The sequence below is a fragment of the Archangium sp. genome (assembly GCF_036389735.1).
Taxonomy (GTDB): Bacteria; Myxococcota; Myxococcia; order Myxococcales; family Myxococcaceae; genus Archangium.
On sequence record NZ_DASVWK010000935.1, the window covers coordinates 1 to 15,030 of the forward strand.

Genomic DNA, 15,030 nt, shown 5'->3' on the forward strand with positions numbered 1-15,030 from the left:
CGCGCTCGCGAGAGTCGCTCCTCGATGAGGGCCTCCAGACGCGTGGCGAGCTCCACGTCGTAGCACTCCACGTCGAACTCGAAGTTGAGCCGCAGCGAGCGCGGGTCCCAGTTGGCCGAGCCCACCAGCGACCAGGCGCCATCCACCACCATCAGCTTGGTGTGGTCGAAGGGGGGCGCGGTGAGGAAGACGCGGCAGTTGGGGCGCATCACCTGCCAGAGCTGCGCGGTGGCGGCCCACTGCACCACGGGGAGGTTGACCTTCTCGGGCAGCACGATGTCCACCCGCACGCCCCGCAGCGCCGCCACGTTCAGCGCGGTGACGAGCGCCGAGTCCGGCAGGAAGTAGGGCGTGACGATGCGCACCGTGTCGCGCGCGCACGCCAGCGCCCCCAGCAGCGTGAGGCGCAGCGACTCGAAGTCCTCGTCCGGACCGTCCGGTATCCCCCGGGCGAACACCGGCCCGGCGGGCTCCAGCGGCGGAAACCACGTCTCCCCGTGCAGGCGCTCCTTCGTGGTGAAGAGCCAGTCCTCGGCGAACGTCTCCTGCAACTGCCCCACCACCGGCCCCTCCACGCGGAAGTGCAGGTCGCGGGCGTCGCCGTGGCCGGCGAGGAAGTGCTCGCGGATGTTCATCCCCCCGGTGAAGCCCACCCGCCCATCCACCACCAGCAGCTTGCGGTGGTTGCGCAGGTTCATGAAGGGCAGGCGCGCCGGCATGAGCAGCGTGGGCAGGAAGCGCGCCGCGCGCACCCCGGCCCGGCGCAGGCGTCCGGTGATGGGCGGCCAGTCGTAGCGCGCCCCCAGCGCGTCGATGAGCACCCGCACCCGCACCCCGCGCTTCACCGCGCGCCCCAGGGCCTCCACGAAGCGCCGGCCCGCCTCGTCGTTGTCGAAGATGTAGCTGCACAGGGTGATGGAGGTGCGTGCCGCGTCGATGGCCTCCAGCATGGCCGGGTAGGCCCCCGCGCCCGCCTCCAAGGGGAAGAACCGGTTGCCCGGCAGCAGCGGCCGGTGGTGGTCCACCTCATCCACCAGTCGGGCGAGCGAGGCCAGGTGCGCCGCCGGGGGCAACGCCGCCGCCAGGGCCTCGGGGGTGCACGCGGCCACGGTGGGCTTCGGGATGAACTGGCCGTGTTCCTGGCGCAGCGCCAGCGCGCGACCCCGGCCCCGGCGGCGGATGCGGTTGATGCCCAGCAGCAGGTACAGCACCACCCCCACCAGCGGGGCCAACCACACCAGCCCCACCCAGCCCACCGCCGCGCGCACGTCCCGCTTGCGCAGTACCGCGTGTCCGGTGGCCAGGAGGTTGGCCAGCACCGTGAACGCCGCCGCCACGTGGGGCCACACCTCCAGGAGCAGCGATTCCAGCGTCATCCGTCCTCCCCCCGGCCCCGCAGGTGACGTCCGGGTCGGGAATGCCCAGCTTCACTCCCCACCAGCGTGTGGCCTCTCCCGAGGCCCGCTGTCCGATTGCGATGCAGGGTGTCCAAGAGTTGGACAGCCCGCGAGTCGTTTTCCCAACCGATTGATATCAAAAGGGTTTCACTGGGAAACGTCAGGACTCTTTACGCTGAGCCCTGGACGGGGTGGAGCCTCCTTGTTCCACGGGGATTTCGGGTTTCTACGCCAACCCCCTGTTTTCTGGAGGGCCTGCTTGTTGGCCCGGGGCTTGCTCAAGGGATGGGACGCTCGGTCGCGGCTGGTCCCCCAGGCGACCCAGTTCGAATTCCACGCTTTCCCCCAGAAAAGGAAGCCCCCATGCGCAAGCTTTCCATGGCGTTGCTGGCCGGTATCGCTCTCGTTGGTTGCGGTGGTCCCGAGGCCGAGCTCGAGGCCCGCATCCCGACGTTCGAGGAGTTCAAGGCCGAGGCCATCAAGGACGAGGGCGACGTCTATGTCGTCAACGGCGACGAGGCCGTCGAGGGCGAGCAGGGCCTGAAGGCGTACTATGACAACTTCGTCGCCGGCGGCGACGTGGGCAACACCGGCGGCGGGCTGGCCGTGTACTACCTCGGCTATGACGTGAAGTACTCCTCCACCCAGGCGCGCAACCTCACCTACTGCGTGAGCTCCTCCTCCTTCGGCACCCGCTACAGCACCGCGGTGAACGCGATGAACAGCGCGGCCGCGGCCTGGGAGGCCACCGCCAACGTCAACTTCATCCACTCCAGCAGCTACGACTCCGCCTGCTCCGCGTCCCAGACGGGCGTCTTCTTCGACGTGCGCATGGTGAGCGGCCAGTCCTACACGGCGCGCGCGTTCTTCCCGAACTCCAGCCGCTCGGGCCGCAACGTCCTCATCGACAGCAGCGCCTTCGGCAACATGGGCGCCTGGACCCTCACCGGCGTGCTCCGCCACGAGCTGGGTCACGTGCTGGGCTTCCGCCACGAGCACACCCGCCTGTCCAGCACCGGCTGCTACGAGGACGCCAACTGGCGCGGCCTGACCAGCTACGACTCGTACTCCGTCATGCACTACCCCCAGTGCAACGGCAGCCAGACGGGCGACCTCGTGCTCACCAGCGCCGACAAGACCGGCGCCCGCGCGCTGTACCCGTAAGCGGACCGCTCCTCTGCGCTGACAGAAGCCGGGGATGCACGCCTCCACTCGGGGGGTGGGCGTCTCCGGCTTCTTTCTTTTCATGGCTGCTGAGGCAGGGCCTCCTCGAGCGCCATCTGCGGCTCGAAGAAGATGAGCGTCTTCACCCGGTCCTGGTCCTCGATGTCGAGGCACTCGATGTCCCCGCTCTCGTTCTCCGCGGTGTAGACACGCTCCGGACGCAGGATGCGGTGGACGATCTCCCGGCCCGGCCGTCCCACCGTTACCTCGATGGCGCCCTGGTTGCTGCCCTTCTCCTCGACGTAGATGTCCACGAGCGGGAGGCTCGCCGCCACCGTCTGCTCTCCGATGTCCGGGCCATCGGCCTGGACGCGGACCCGATGGTCTCGCTCGATGGCACTCACCAGGGTGAGGTAGTCGGACCAGACCTCCTTGGGAATCTCACGGGTATGGGGCATGGGTGTTTCTCGGGTGTGGTGCGTAGGTGTGGGTACTTCATCCAAGCGTAAGGACGCCCTCGGGGGGTGCCAGCGCACCCCCGTGGGTGTCGCCCGTCCAGCGAGTGTCCGAGCGGCTCACTTCTTCTGCTGGGGCGTCGTCGCCTTGGGGAAGAGCTCCACCGTGGTGGCCTCGTACTTGCCCTCCGTCTCGTCATAGGCGGCGCGCACCTGGCTGCCCTCGTGCAACTGGGCCTGGTCCGCCTGCTGCCCCCGGCTGATGAACCGGGTCTCCTCGCCGAACTCCAGCGTCATCGTGGTGCCGCCCTTGTTGCGCACGGTCATGCTGTTGTCGGCCACCCCCGTCACCGTCCCGTAGAACTCCTGGTCCGCGAGGTTCTCGCCGCCGATGACCTCCAGGTCCTGGTTCTCCACGGGGACCTCATTGCCCGCACGGTCTCGCTCCAGCGCGGCGATGTTCTGGTCGTTCGTGTTGTCGTTGCGCCCCTTGCTGCAACCCGCGGCGAGTCCGAGCAGCGCCACCGCCGTCAGGCTCCACGTCCACTTGTGCATGACCCTTCGCTCCTTTGCCGCCGGGGCTCCGACGGCTCCTCTGGAGGACAAGGTGGGGAGCCGGAGCGAGCAGTCACAACCGGGGGGATGGGAAGCGGGGGGTGCTCTGCCTGCCTGGTGGGCGGGAGCGGGGCCGGGCCTCGAGCCCTCGGGGAGGGCGGGCCACACGGCCGGGGGAACTGCCCCGCTCACCCTGCACGGGGAGCGGGGCAGGTGCGGCGATTACAGCGAGGGGTAGCCGACCACGTTGCCGCAGTAGGCGCTGGAGCCGCAGGTGGTGCCCGCGTTCACGTACCAGGCGGACTTGCGGGTGCCGTAGGAGCGGTTGTCGGCGTGCACGTGCGCGCCCGAGGAGTTACCGGTGGAGCCCACGAGGCCCAGCGCGCAGCCGTCGCAGGTCTTGGTGCCGGAGCTGGCGTTGGAGTTGACGTGGAGCTGGCGGAAGTCCCAGCCGCTGGCGCCGGTGACGACGTAGTAGTTGCCCGCGCCGCCGTTGCACGTGGTGCCGCCAACGCAGTTGTTCGCACAGCCGCCGTAGTACTTGTAGTAGAAGCTGCCGGACAGCATGGCGCGGTGGTTCCACTCGCTGCACGAGCCGTTGCTCATGTCGAGCGCGGTGTGGCTGCTGCCCGAGCACGAGTAGTACGTGGTGGAGCCCACGCGGGCCGCGGTGTCGCAGATGGCGCCCTTGGCGGTGGCGGCGGTGGCCACACCGGCGAAGCCCGCGACGAGCGCGGCGGCGGCGTACATCATGTTCTTCACGTTCATACTGCCTCCTGGGGGTTGCACTGCGGGGGGTACTGCCTTGAAGCCGTTGGAGCGGGAGTTCTCTACTTGCGGATGCGCTGCTTCTCGCGGAGCAGCAGGTGCCACTCCTGGAGGTTGAGGTTGAGCGCGGCCAGCCAGGCGTCGATCTCCGGATCCATCGCGGGCGCCACGCCGCGCAGCGACTGGAGCGTGGGCCTGGCGCCGGACATGCCCAGGCGCACCAGCCCCTCGAGGGCGGCCTTGCGCACGGCGGGGTCCTTCTCGTTGCGGTAGAGCTCGACGAGGGAGCCGGTGGCCCCGGCGGACTCGGCTCCCGGCACCCCGCCGAGCGCCGTGGCGGAGGCGGCGCGCAGGGTGGGGTTCTCCGCGCGCAGCTGGCCCTTGAGCTTGCCCACCGTCTCGGAGCCCACCTGCTCCATGGACACCTCGCGCAGCAGCTTCGCGGCCACCTCCGGGTCCGGCGAGGCCAGCGCGGTGCTCACCGCCGTCTCGGACACGGCCTTGTCATGGCCGAAGTACACCTTGGCGCTCTCGTCCACGAGGTTGCCCACCACCGCCTCGCGCACCACGGGCGAGCTGTCGCGGATGAGCTGCTCGTACGTCACCACGTTGCCGTTCCTGGCCATCATGTCCACCGAGCCGGTGGCACGCAGGCCCTTGAGCGCCGCGGCGCGCAGGTTCGGGTCGGCGTCTCCCTGCGCCCGCTGCAGCAGCGGCTGCACGAGGGAGGCGTCCTCGACGAAGCCCGCCTTGGACACCAGGGCCTTGCCCAGCGCCTCCAGCACGTCGGGCTCGCGCTCCTGCGACACCATGGCCAGCAGCTCCTCGGCGGGCATGGCCTTGGCGGCCATCTTCAGCTGCTCCAGCACGTACTTGCGGTAGGCGGGCGAGCCCGTCTTCATCGCCCCGCGCAGCTCGTGCACCATGCCGCTGAAGGTGCACGCCGTCTGCTGCAGTGGCAGCGCGCTGCCCTGCGCCCCCGCCGTGGTCGGCAGCAGGCAGGTGGCGGCCACGAGCAGCGCCGCGCGCCAGAGGGGAGAGTGGTTTGCGTGCGTCATGTGCGTCATTCCCTGGGTGTCGTCGCGGCGCATCAGTGGGGTGCTCCCTCTTCCATGATGCAGTTGTGACGCTCCTCCACGCCCTGCCAGATACGGGCGAAGTCCACCGTGCCCTCGGCATAGAGCCGCTTGAAGTCCTGGTAGTCCTGAAGGAAGCGCGGGTCCTGCGCGGCCAGCTGCTCGAGCAGCGGCAGGGCACCAGGGCCCGCGGCCCGGACGGCGAAGCGGAAGATGGCCCAGCGCACGCACTCGTCATGCTCCTGGGGGAAGGCGGTGCGGTAGTACTCCAGCGCCTTGTCCGGCTGCTCGGTGACGGCCAGCCGGTAGGCCGCCATCTCCCGCACGTCCCGCTCGCGATCCGTCCGCATGAGCTTGTCGAGCCGCTCCAGCTCCTGGGGGTCCTTGCCGATGACGGGGTTGGAGTAGGTGGGCATCTCCAGCGCCAGCATGCGCACGGCCATGTCGTCGGACTTCTCGCTGATGTCCAGCAACTCCTTCCAGTAGGGGCCGAAGGTGCCGGTGCGCTCGTAGTCCTCCTTCATGACGCGACCGATGGTACGCGTGGCGACCCAGGAGACGGAGTCCAGCGACTCGTCCAGGGCGATGGCCTTCACCCGCTGAAGGGTGGCTGGGGTGAAGCGCTTCTGCGTCTCCAGCGCATCCATGGCCGCGCCCCGGTGCAACAGGGTGGCGCCCTTGTCCTCGCCCAGCTTCACCAGGCGGTCGACCACCTCGGGGCGCTGCACGGCGGCGGCGGCCTTCACCGCCTCGATGTAGACGACGAGTTCCTCCCGATCGGCCCCCTGTGCCCACTCGAGCACCTGGAGGGCGCGGCCGGGGTCATCCCCCACCAGCTCGGTGAGGCGTGCCTGGAGGTACTCGGCGAGCATGCGGTCCCGCCCGGAGATGGCGGCGCCCAGGGCCTGGCGGAAGTTGGCCATGGAGAGGTTCTTGTCCAGCTCCGCCACCCCCTGCCAGCAACCGGGCATGGGCAGCTGCTCCTGGGCGGGCTTGAGCTCCTTGGGCAGGCCCACGCCCTGGGCGGTGGGGGAGGAGGCCGAGGCCTTGCCGCCCGCCGACTGGGTGGCGTCGGATTGGGAGGGATCCGAGGAGCCCTCTCCACCCGAGGCGGGGCGGCGTGCCAGCAAGGCCGCGCCGAGGATGAGGAGCAGGAGGGCGCCAAGAGCAGTGGCTACCCTGGAGGCGGTGGGTTTCATGTTGGAATCCAGGATTCACTGATACCATCGGAAAACCCCAAGACTCAAGATTTTCTTGAAGTAAGGGAAAGAGCAGCCGAAAGTGTTACCTGGAAGAAGGAGGATGGATGCCACGTCATCCCACCTACGCCCCCTCGGTCTCGGGCATGTCGAGCGCCCTGTACTCGGGGCTCGCGGAGCGGCTCTCGCGCAGCGCCGGAGAGGTGTACCCGCTGCACGTGGGGGACACGTGGCTGGAGCCGCCCGAGGGCTGCCGGATGGAGGACTTCCGGGTGGCGGAGCACCCCGGGATGCACCGCTACGCGCCGGTGCAGGGGCTGCCAGGGCTGCTGGACGCCATCGTGGAGCGGGTGCGCGCGAGGACGGGCGTGCCCACCGAGCGCTCCGAGGTGCTCGTCACCACGGGGGCCACGGGCGCCCTGGGGGCGATCATCGGAGGGCTGGTGGCGCCGGGGGAGGAGGTACTCATCCTCGCGCCCTACTGGCCGCTCATCTCGGGCATCGTCACGGCGTTCCACGGGCGGCCGGTGCCGGTGCCCTTCCTCGGGTGCGAGAGCCCGGAGGCGCTGGTGGAGGCGGTGCGCGAGCGCCTCACGGAGCGCGGCGTGGCGCTCTACCTCAATACGCCCAACAACCCCTCGGGGCGCGTGCTGCCGCGCGCCTGGGTGGAGGCCCTGGCGGAGCTGGCGCGCCGCGAGGGGCTGTGGCTGCTGTCGGACGAGGTGTACGAGGACTATGCCTACGTGGGAGAGCACACCTACGCCCGGGCGCTGGCGCCGGAGCGGACGCTCTCCTCGTACTCCTTCAGCAAGGCCTACGGCATGGCGGGCAACCGGTGCGGCTACGTGGTGGGGCCCCAGGAGGCGGTGGCGCAGCTGCGCAAGGTGAGCACGCACTCCTTCTATAGCGCGCCCACCGCCGCGCAGCTCGCGGGGGAGCGGGTGCTCCGGGGCCCGGGGGACGCCTGGGCCGCCCGGGCCGCCGCCCAATACCGCGACACCGGGACGAAGGCCGCCGAGCGCCTGGGGGTGCCACCCCCCGAGGGCAGCACCTTCCTCTTCCTGGACGTGTCCGCGCACCTGGACGAGCGGGGGCTGCCGGGCCTCCTGGAGCGGTGCGTCGAGCGCGACCTGCTGGTGTCCCCGGGGCCCAGCTTCGGGCCCTTCCCCCACCACATCCGGCTGTGCTTCACCTGCTCACCACCCGAGGTGGTTCTGCGCGGGGTAGAGGTGCTGGCGAGAATTCTGCGCGGGTAGGCGCAACTTTCCCACCCCGATCCCCGAGAATTTCTCTGAGTTTAAAACTTCGAATTTTTCCAGCAGGGGTTCGGCCATGAGCATCTACCGCATCAAGTCCGGTGACACGCTGTCCGCCATTGCCAAGCGCAACCACACCTCGGTGGGCGCGCTGATGAAGGCCAACCCCCAGATCAAGAACGCGAACCTCATCATCGCGGGCAAGAAGCTGAACATCCCGGGCTCGCGCGACAGCTTCGACCACGGCCCGACGCGCCCCGGTGGCGCCAGCCGTCCGGGCGGCACCAGCCGTCCGGGTGGCACCCAGCAGACCCAGGGCCCCAGCACCACGGGCCCGGCCTCGCAGGGTCCCAAGGGCAGCCCCTTCGACATCGCGAAGGCTCAGCTGAACAAGAACGCCGGCAGCCTCAAGCTGGAGAAGGGCGGCGTGGGCTCGGACATGGAGGACTGGGTCCCCAACAACGTCAACTGCGCCAACTTCGTCTCCGCGTGCCTGGAGCAGGCCGGGCAGATCAAGAACAGCCAGCACCACAACGCGGTGGTGGGCCTGCAGGCCAACCTGGACAAGGACCCGAACTTCAAGCGCGTGTCGCTGGCCCAGGCCAAGCCCGGTGACGTGGTGAGCATGAAGACGCCGGGCGGCCACCACGTGGTGATGTTCGCCGGGATGAAGAACGGCAAGCCGGAGTTCATCGGCTCGAACAACATCAACAAGGATGGCTCGCAGCGCATCAGCTTCACGCAGATGAACTACCCCATCATGTCCATCCACCAGTACCGCGGCTGAGCGAAGTCGCGCGAGGCAGGGGGGACGCTCGAGGGCGGCTTCCCGGGACCTGGATGGACACGCGGTGCCGGCTCCACCCCGGCACCGCGTTTTTCATTTGCGGGGGAGGTGGGGGTTGTCCACGCGGCTCGTCGGGTTGGGAGTGCTTGTTGTCGCCGTGCTGCTCCAGGCCGCGTGCGCCACGGGCGCACCGACCCGGTACTCGCAGACCGTGAATTCGGCCGTGGACGGCTGTCTGCGCAATCCCGCCTGTGTCGCCTCCTCACCCGGCGAAGAGGCGATCATTCCCTGGCTGTCACGCGCGATGAGCGCGGCCCGGACCGTCGCCACCCTCAAGGAACTCCTCGAGGAGGCCGAGCTGCGTCGTATCGAGAAGATACTCATCGAGTGCGCCCAGGAGGCGGACACCAACATCAACGAGCGGGACTATGGCCCAGGTATCAAGCCCGACATCGTCCTGCACGTCGCCCGCGACCCCAGCAAGGTTCAATGCGTCAGCGGAATCCTTTGGCGGATAGAGACGTAGCGCAGCAACTGTCGAGCTACGACAAGCTGGGTGGCAACTGCCCACCAGGCATCGTGACGCCCCAGCTTGGAATCAGCCCATGACGGAACGTTACCCCCGTATCCGGCACTACGGACCCACTCCGGTGGGAGAGCAGCTGTTGCTCCGGGATGTCGTTCGCATCGCCTTCTTCATGCCGCACGACAACCATGAGCTGGCCCCGGGGGTCGAGAAGGCTCTCGACGTGTACCGCCGAGGAGTCGGCGTGGGACCTGGAACCATCTGCCATGGGTGGGACGCCGAGGGTGAGAACGACCAATCTCTCCTCGAGGAGAAGGGCTGGCAGGTCATCCGGAGTTGGCTGCACCCGAGCACCACCTGGCGCTTCCTGGACGAATTTGGAGAGGAGACGGAGTTCTTCCGCAGGCGGACCAAGAAGGGTCACGAGGTCTTCATCAGCCTCACGGGTGCGCCCTCTGAACCGACCGGGTATGGCTTCACGTATTGTGCCCGGCTGCCGTGGCGTACGCCTCCGGAGCATAGCGTGAGCGTCTTGAGCGCCACCCTGCCCACGGAGTACCTCGAGGAGCACGGTTCGGGACGGGGGCGGGAACTGGCCCTGGAGATGGCCTCGCACCTGCGCTTCTCCACGGGCCATGCCGGCCTGGCCTTCGACTTCTTCAGGCCGCACAGTCGTCTCCTGGCTGGACTCCGCGAGGAGGTCTTCCGCTATCCGGGATTGGACGTGCCCGACGTGGAGCTGCTCTCAGCGGTGGGCACGCGCGTGGCTGGCGTGCATTGGCTCAACTTCCTCTCCCAGCCGGTGTTGGGGGCGTTGGGCGGAGCGGCGGCCCTGCGCACCCGGTTGCACTCGCCCGAGACCACCCTGCACGAGCTGGACGGCGAGCGCGTGGTGGTGACGCTGGGGCAGTGGCCGGAGGCGGGAGACCTGGCGCGAGGCCAGGACCTCCCCGCGTATCGTGAGCTCGCGCGGGTGCTGGAGCCTTGGTTGGAGAGCTTCTCGCCCTCCTACGCCAACACCTGGCGGGGCTACACGCAGGAGGAAGTCCGACGCTGGTGGCGCCGCTTCCTCGACTGAAGGGCGCTCAGCCGGTGACGACGCGCACCTGGTCGCCGTCGAGCACCAGGCGCACGGTGGACACCTGTGGGTTGCCGAAGTGGTCGTAGGCGGCGCGCTCCAGCTGCGGCACCAGCGCGGCGCGCAGGCCGCGGGCCCCCGTCTCGCGCTTGAGCGCTCGGGTCACCACCCACTCGCGCACCGACGCATCCACCTCCAGGTTCAGCCCCTCGTGGGCGAACTCGCGCTGGTAGCCGCGCAGCACGTTCTCCTCGAGGATGCTGCCCAGCGTCGTCGCGTCCAGCGGCGCGAACGAGACGATGCGGCTGAAGCGGCCAATCAGCTCCGGGATGAAGCCGTAGCGCGCGAAGGCCGTCGTCTGCTCCACCTGGTCGTCCGTCACCCGCTCGGCGATGGCCTCGCCGCGCTTGCCGACGTCGCGGCCAAAGCCCATCCGCTCCTTCTGGCCTCCCAGCTCCTCCGCCGTTACCTTCAGTCCACTGAAGGCCCCGCAGGCGATGAAGGTGACGGCCGAGAGCTCCAGCGGCATGGGCGGCGTGCGGCTGGTGAAGCCGAAGTCCGGGGGGAAGTCCGCCCGAGGCGCGCTCAGCAGGTTGAGCAGGCTGCGCTGCACACCGAAGCCGCTCACGTCCTTGGTGGTCTGCTGTCCGGCGAAGCGCGCATCGGAGCGGCTGGTGGCGAGCTTGTCGAACTCGTCCATGCAGATGGCCCCGCAGGCCGCCCACGCCACGTCCCCGCCCGCCGCCTCGTACAGGCGCGAGAGCATCGTCGTCACGTCGTCGCCCACGTAGCCCGTCTCGGAGAACTGCGTGGCGTCCACGATGACCGTGGGCACGCCCAGAATCTCACGGAAGAGCAGCTCCACGAGGAACGTCTTCCCACTGCCCGTGGGGCCCAGGAAGAGACAGTTCTCGCGGACACCGTACTCCGGTGCAATGCCTTCCAGGTGGATGCGTCGCAGCTTCCGCACATGGCGGTAGGCGAGCACCGACGCCGCGCGGCGGGCCTCCTGCTGGCCGCGGTAGCCGAGCTCGGAGAGGCGGTCGTCGATCTCACGGGGGGAGATCGTCTCCAGCGCGGCGACGCGCTCTCGGACGGACTCATCGCGCTCGAAGGGAAGGGCTTGCAGATGGTCGGGGCGTGGACTCATGAAGTGGGGCCATCTTTCCCGGCTCTCGCGTCACGGGACAAGCGCTGCTTGCTGGTCGTGCCGGTGCCCGCCCGCTCTCGGAGGAGGCATCCACCACACGCTGGCGTCGGCCGCGGAACCAGGAGTGAACATCTCGAGCAGCCGGACACGTCGCCGCCACCTGCACGCGGCGTGAGGGTGGCTAAGTAGGTGCCTATGAAACGAGCCGAGGACATGAGGGGCCAGGCACCGCGCCTGGGGGCATGGGTGGAGCCGGGTCAGGGGGTGCGCTGGCGCGTGTGGGCCCCTGGACATCAGAAGGTGGAAGTGGTGCTGCACGGGCGGGACGGGCAGCCGGGCGCCTCGCTGCCCCTGGTTGACGAGGGCCAGGGTTTCTTCTCCGCGACCCTCGCCGGGGAGGGCACTGGTGTGCGCTACAAGCTGCGCGTGGACGGCGAGGGTCCCTTTCCGGACCCCTGGAGCCGCTCGCAGCCCGAGGGGGTACATGGCCCCTCCGAGGTGGTGGTGCCGGACTTCTCCTGGACGGACGCCGGGTGGAAGGGCACGGACCCGGAGGCCCAGGTCATCTACGAGGTGCACGTGGGCACGGCCACGCCCGAGGGCACCTTCGAGGCCCTCATCCCGCGCCTGCGCTCGCTCAAGGAACTGGGCGTCACCACGCTGGAGCTGCTTCCGCTGGCCAGCTTCCCGGGCGCGCGCAACTGGGGCTACGACGGGGTGGCGCTCTTCGCTCCCCAGGCGACCTACGGCGGCCCCCAGGGGCTGCGGCGCCTCATCGACGCGGCCCACGCCGAGGGGCTCGCGGTGCTCATCGACGCCGTCTACAACCACTTCGGGCCGGACGGGAACTACCTGCGCTGCTACTCGCCGCACTACTTCACCGACCGCCACCACACCCCGTGGGGCGATGCCGTCAACTACGACGGCGAGGGCTCCGCCGTGGTGCGCCAGTTGGTGCTCTCCAACGTGGAGATGTGGATCCGCGACTACCACGCGGACGGGCTGCGTCTGGACGCGGCCCACGCCATCGTCGATGACGGCACGCCGCACCTGCTGACGGAGATCGTCGAGCGTGCCCAGGCGGCCGCCGCCGGGCGACGGGTGGTGGTCTTCGCGGAGGACGACCGCAACGACACGCGCCTGGTGCGCCCGCCCGCCCAGGGAGGACTGGGCCTGGACGGTGTCTGGGCGGACGACTTCCACCACCAGATGCGCCGCGCCTTCGCGGGGGACAACGAGGGCTACTACGCCGACTACACCGGCAGCATGGAGGACCTCGCCCGCACACTGCGCCAGGGCTGGTTCTACGAGGGGCAGATGTCCCAGGTGCACGGCCACACCCGGGGTACGCCCGCCCAGGGCGCGGAGCCGTGGCGGTTCGTCCACTGCCTCCAGAACCATGACCAGGTGGGCAACCGGGCCTTCGGCGAGCGGCTGGGCGCGGATGTATCGCCCGCGGCCTTCCGCGCCATGAGCACCCTGTTCCTGCTGGCGCCCTACACGCCGCTCCTCTTCATGGGGCAGGAGTGGAACGCGAGCACGCCCTTCCTCTACTTCACGGACCACAACGCCGAGCTGGGGCGGCTGGTGACGGAGGGACGGCGCAAGGAGTTCGCCGGCTTCAAGCGCTTCGCGGGCGGCGAGGTGCCGGACCCGCAGGCGGTGGACACCTTCACGCGCTCGAAGCTCGACTGGAGCGAGGCGGAGCGGCCGGAGCATGCCGGGGTGCGCGCGCTCTACCGCGAGCTGCTGCGCCTGCGCGCCACGGAGGCCAGCCTGCGCGAGCGCCGCCGGGGGCACTTCGACGCTCGGCCCCTCGGGGAGAACGCCCTGGTGCTCGAGCGCCGGGGCCCCTCGGGCACGCTGCACGTCCTCCTCAATGTGAAGGGCTCGCTGGAGCACCGGCTGCCCGCCGGGGCCGAGCTGGTGCTGTGGAGCGAATCGCCCCGCTTCGGCGGCACCTCGAAGGAGGAGCCGCTGCGAAGCGGGGTGTTGCGACTCGAGGGGCCCGCGGCCGCGGTGGTTCGCGTCACTGGCTGAGCCCCGCCGGAGCCTGGGCGGCTAGAAGGAGCCGCCCAGGTTGATACCGAGGTTCACGGCGTTGCCGTCCTGGGCCAGCCCCAGGTTCTCGCCGCTGAGGAAGCGGTAGGTGGCTCGCGCGCCGGCGGTGATGGCGCCGAACTGGTAGTCGACGCCTGCGGCCACCGGCACCTCGGCGATGAAGTCGTTGTTGAAGAGGACCTCTCCGTCATCGCTCGGGTTGAGCACGCTCAAGCCCAGGCCCGCGCCGACGAAGGGCCGCAGGTCGCCGTTCTGGCCCAGCTGGGGGCCCACCTTGGCGAGCGCGCCAACGTTGTGCCGCCACAGCGCGCCGTCGAAGTTCTCGAACGGGTTGCGCGAGCCCTCGTAGCCCACCTCCAGGCCGATGAGGGGCAGCGGGCGGGAGTTGGCCTGGATGCCGAGGAGCGCACCCGCGCTGGTGTTGTCCCCCAGGTCGCCGGTGAACGCGTTCACGCCGCCCGACACCGACACGCCCAGGTCCCTGGTGAGTCCGCCGCGCGTGTCGTCGTCGTCGTAGATGGTCACCTCGCGCTCGGCCGCGAACGCGGGCAGAGCCAGCGCCATGGCCGCGGCGATCCCGCCGAGACCCCAGCTCTTCTTGAAGCTCATGGTGTTGCCTCCCTGTTGTCCCCCGGTGGTCGGGGGGTCCTTCAAAAACTGGGCGCGGGGGCCTTTGACTGGAAGCGCACACTCTCGAGCCCCTCCGTGCTACCCGCCCTCCAGGCGGCCGGCGCATCGCTCCCGAGGTCGGCCGGGGCTGGGCACCAGGGATGTGACTTGCTATACCCCTTCTGCGCGGCCAACCTGACAGGTTGGAGGGCGAGCAGCCATCCAGGAGCGGGGTCCATCGAGACGATGTGACTTCACAGGGAAGGTGTCGCCTCCAACCCATTGAAATTCCAAGGAAATTGCCTGGAATTGATTTGAGCATCAGGTGTTCAGAGGCCAACACACGGGATAGGGCGTGCTGGGAATTTCCTCTGGCTGCGTCGATCCCCTCAGCGAAGGAAGCGACACATTGAATCGAACCTCTTCTCGCCGCTCGCGGTGGTCCTTCGGAATTCTCTCGTCGCTCGTCACCCTCTCCGCCTCCCAGGCCCTCGCGGCCGGCGGCTTCATCTCCGCCAGCGCGAGCGCTGACGACGGCAACAAGCCCGCCTCCGCCATCGACGGCAACCTGACCACCCGCTGGTCGGCCGACGGACGGGGCCAGTGGCTCCAGGGAGATCTGGGCGCGGTGAAGTCCTTGAGCGCCCTGGACATCGCGTGGTTCCGCGGGAACGAGCGCGCCAGCAGCTTCGTCATCTCCACCTCGACGGATGGCACCACCTTCAGCCCGGCCTTCTCGGGCACCTCCTCGGGCAGGACGACCTCCCTCGAGCGCTACAGCTTCCCGGCGAAGAACGCCCGCTATGTGCGCGTGACGGTCAACGGCAACACGCTGAACACCTGGGCGAGCATCGGCGAGATGTCCGCCCTCGTCTCCACCACCGTCACCGCGCCCGCGCCCGCTCCCGCTCCCGCTCCGACGCCCACGCCCGCGCCGGCGCCCACGACG

The 15,030-nt window shown here is 69.4% G+C and carries 15 protein-coding genes; 7 read left to right on the forward strand and 8 right to left on the reverse strand.

Annotation, left to right across the window (positions count from 1 at the left end):
- Positions 1-1,376: phospholipase D-like domain-containing protein (locus VF794_RS33080; RefSeq protein WP_331117108.1), on the reverse strand; the 1,376-nt coding region annotated here is incomplete at its 3' end.
- Between the two features lie 384 nt (positions 1,377-1,760).
- Here VF794_RS33080 and VF794_RS33085 point away from each other — a divergent pair.
- Positions 1,761-2,561: a M57 family metalloprotease gene (locus VF794_RS33085; protein ID WP_331117109.1), complete on the forward strand. Its 801-nt coding sequence runs from the start codon at positions 1,761-1,763 to the stop codon at positions 2,559-2,561.
- Positions 2,562-2,641: 80 nt separating this feature from the next.
- Here VF794_RS33085 and VF794_RS33090 read toward each other — a convergent pair whose 3' ends face one another.
- The 5 genes from VF794_RS33090 to VF794_RS33110 all read right to left on the reverse strand — a co-directional run bounded on the left by VF794_RS33090 (position 2,642) and on the right by VF794_RS33110 (position 6,614).
- Positions 2,642-3,019 carry a DUF5335 family protein gene (locus VF794_RS33090; protein ID WP_331117110.1) on the reverse strand — a complete coding sequence of 126 codons (378 nt, stop codon included), beginning with the start codon at positions 3,017-3,019 and terminating at the stop codon, positions 2,642-2,644.
- Between the two features lie 117 nt (positions 3,020-3,136).
- A complete protein-coding gene (locus VF794_RS33095) occupies positions 3,137-3,571 on the reverse strand; it encodes a hypothetical protein (RefSeq protein ID WP_331117111.1) in 435 nt (144 codons plus the stop codon).
- A 222-nt stretch (positions 3,572-3,793) separates the two neighbouring features.
- Positions 3,794-4,339 (reverse strand): peptidase M23, encoded by a 546-nt coding sequence (locus tag VF794_RS33100; RefSeq protein WP_331117112.1) that lies wholly within the window; start codon positions 4,337-4,339, stop codon positions 3,794-3,796.
- 62 nt (positions 4,340-4,401) lie between these two features.
- Positions 4,402-5,430 (reverse strand): HEAT repeat domain-containing protein, encoded by a 1,029-nt coding sequence (locus VF794_RS33105; protein ID WP_331117113.1) that lies wholly within the window; start codon positions 5,428-5,430, stop codon positions 4,402-4,404.
- On the reverse strand, positions 5,430-6,614 hold the full coding sequence (locus VF794_RS33110; RefSeq protein WP_331117114.1) for a HEAT repeat domain-containing protein: 1,185 nt from the start codon (positions 6,612-6,614) through the stop codon (positions 5,430-5,432). The genes VF794_RS33105 and VF794_RS33110 overlap by 1 nt, the downstream gene beginning before the upstream one ends.
- A gap of 107 nt (positions 6,615-6,721) precedes the next feature.
- Between VF794_RS33110 and VF794_RS33115 the strand changes: the two genes are divergently transcribed.
- The 4 genes from VF794_RS33115 to VF794_RS33130 all read left to right on the forward strand — a co-directional run bounded on the left by VF794_RS33115 (position 6,722) and on the right by VF794_RS33130 (position 10,261).
- A complete protein-coding gene (locus VF794_RS33115; RefSeq protein ID WP_331117115.1) occupies positions 6,722-7,870 on the forward strand; it encodes a pyridoxal phosphate-dependent aminotransferase in 1,149 nt (382 codons plus the stop codon).
- A gap of 76 nt (positions 7,871-7,946) precedes the next feature.
- Positions 7,947-8,657: a LysM domain-containing protein gene (locus tag VF794_RS33120; protein WP_331117116.1), complete on the forward strand. Its 711-nt coding sequence runs from the start codon at positions 7,947-7,949 to the stop codon at positions 8,655-8,657.
- 115 nt (positions 8,658-8,772) lie between these two features.
- Positions 8,773-9,183: a hypothetical protein gene (locus VF794_RS33125; protein ID WP_331117117.1), complete on the forward strand. Its 411-nt coding sequence runs from the start codon at positions 8,773-8,775 to the stop codon at positions 9,181-9,183.
- 79 nt (positions 9,184-9,262) lie between these two features.
- Positions 9,263-10,261 carry a type VI immunity family protein gene (locus tag VF794_RS33130; protein WP_331117118.1) on the forward strand — a complete coding sequence of 333 codons (999 nt, stop codon included), beginning with the start codon at positions 9,263-9,265 and terminating at the stop codon, positions 10,259-10,261.
- 7 nt (positions 10,262-10,268) lie between these two features.
- Here VF794_RS33130 and VF794_RS33135 read toward each other — a convergent pair whose 3' ends face one another.
- Positions 10,269-11,411 (reverse strand): AAA family ATPase, encoded by a 1,143-nt coding sequence (locus VF794_RS33135; RefSeq protein WP_331117119.1) that lies wholly within the window; start codon positions 11,409-11,411, stop codon positions 10,269-10,271.
- 195 nt (positions 11,412-11,606) lie between these two features.
- Here VF794_RS33135 and treZ point away from each other — a divergent pair, with 195 nt between their 5' ends.
- The gene (gene treZ / locus VF794_RS33140) at positions 11,607-13,451 is read left to right on the forward strand and encodes a malto-oligosyltrehalose trehalohydrolase (protein ID WP_331117120.1); all 1,845 of its coding nucleotides are present in this window, start codon (positions 11,607-11,609) and stop codon (positions 13,449-13,451) included.
- 21 nt (positions 13,452-13,472) lie between these two features.
- Here treZ and VF794_RS33145 read toward each other — a convergent pair whose 3' ends face one another.
- The gene (locus VF794_RS33145) at positions 13,473-14,081 is read right to left on the reverse strand and encodes a hypothetical protein (protein ID WP_331117121.1); all 609 of its coding nucleotides are present in this window, start codon (positions 14,079-14,081) and stop codon (positions 13,473-13,475) included.
- Positions 14,082-14,490: 409 nt separating this feature from the next.
- Here VF794_RS33145 and VF794_RS33150 point away from each other — a divergent pair.
- On the forward strand, positions 14,491-15,030 hold a 540-nt coding region (locus VF794_RS33150; RefSeq protein WP_331117122.1), incomplete at its 3' end, for a discoidin domain-containing protein.

Excerpts from the sequence above, each read along its gene's own strand:
- VF794_RS33120 (WP_331117116.1), top strand. The coding sequence starts at position 7,947 with ATGAGCATCTACCGCATCAAGTCCGGTGACACGCTGTCCGCCATTGCC.
- VF794_RS33100 (WP_331117112.1), bottom strand. The coding sequence starts at position 4,339 with ATGAACGTGAAGAACATGATGTACGCCGCCGCCGCGCTCGTCGCGGGC.
- VF794_RS33095 (WP_331117111.1), bottom strand. The coding sequence starts at position 3,571 with ATGCACAAGTGGACGTGGAGCCTGACGGCGGTGGCGCTGCTCGGACTC.
- VF794_RS33115 (WP_331117115.1), top strand. The coding sequence starts at position 6,722 with ATGCCACGTCATCCCACCTACGCCCCCTCGGTCTCGGGCATGTCGAGC.
- VF794_RS33145 (WP_331117121.1), bottom strand. The coding sequence starts at position 14,081 with ATGAGCTTCAAGAAGAGCTGGGGTCTCGGCGGGATCGCCGCGGCCATG.
- VF794_RS33090 (WP_331117110.1), bottom strand. The coding sequence starts at position 3,019 with ATGCCCCATACCCGTGAGATTCCCAAGGAGGTCTGGTCCGACTACCTC.
- VF794_RS33135 (WP_331117119.1), bottom strand. The coding sequence starts at position 11,411 with ATGAGTCCACGCCCCGACCATCTGCAAGCCCTTCCCTTCGAGCGCGAT.
- VF794_RS33110 (WP_331117114.1), bottom strand. The coding sequence starts at position 6,614 with ATGAAACCCACCGCCTCCAGGGTAGCCACTGCTCTTGGCGCCCTCCTG.
- VF794_RS33130 (WP_331117118.1), top strand. The coding sequence starts at position 9,263 with ATGACGGAACGTTACCCCCGTATCCGGCACTACGGACCCACTCCGGTG.
- VF794_RS33105 (WP_331117113.1), bottom strand. The coding sequence starts at position 5,430 with ATGCGCCGCGACGACACCCAGGGAATGACGCACATGACGCACGCAAAC.
- treZ (WP_331117120.1), top strand. The coding sequence starts at position 11,607 with ATGAAACGAGCCGAGGACATGAGGGGCCAGGCACCGCGCCTGGGGGCA.
- VF794_RS33085 (WP_331117109.1), top strand. The coding sequence starts at position 1,761 with ATGCGCAAGCTTTCCATGGCGTTGCTGGCCGGTATCGCTCTCGTTGGT.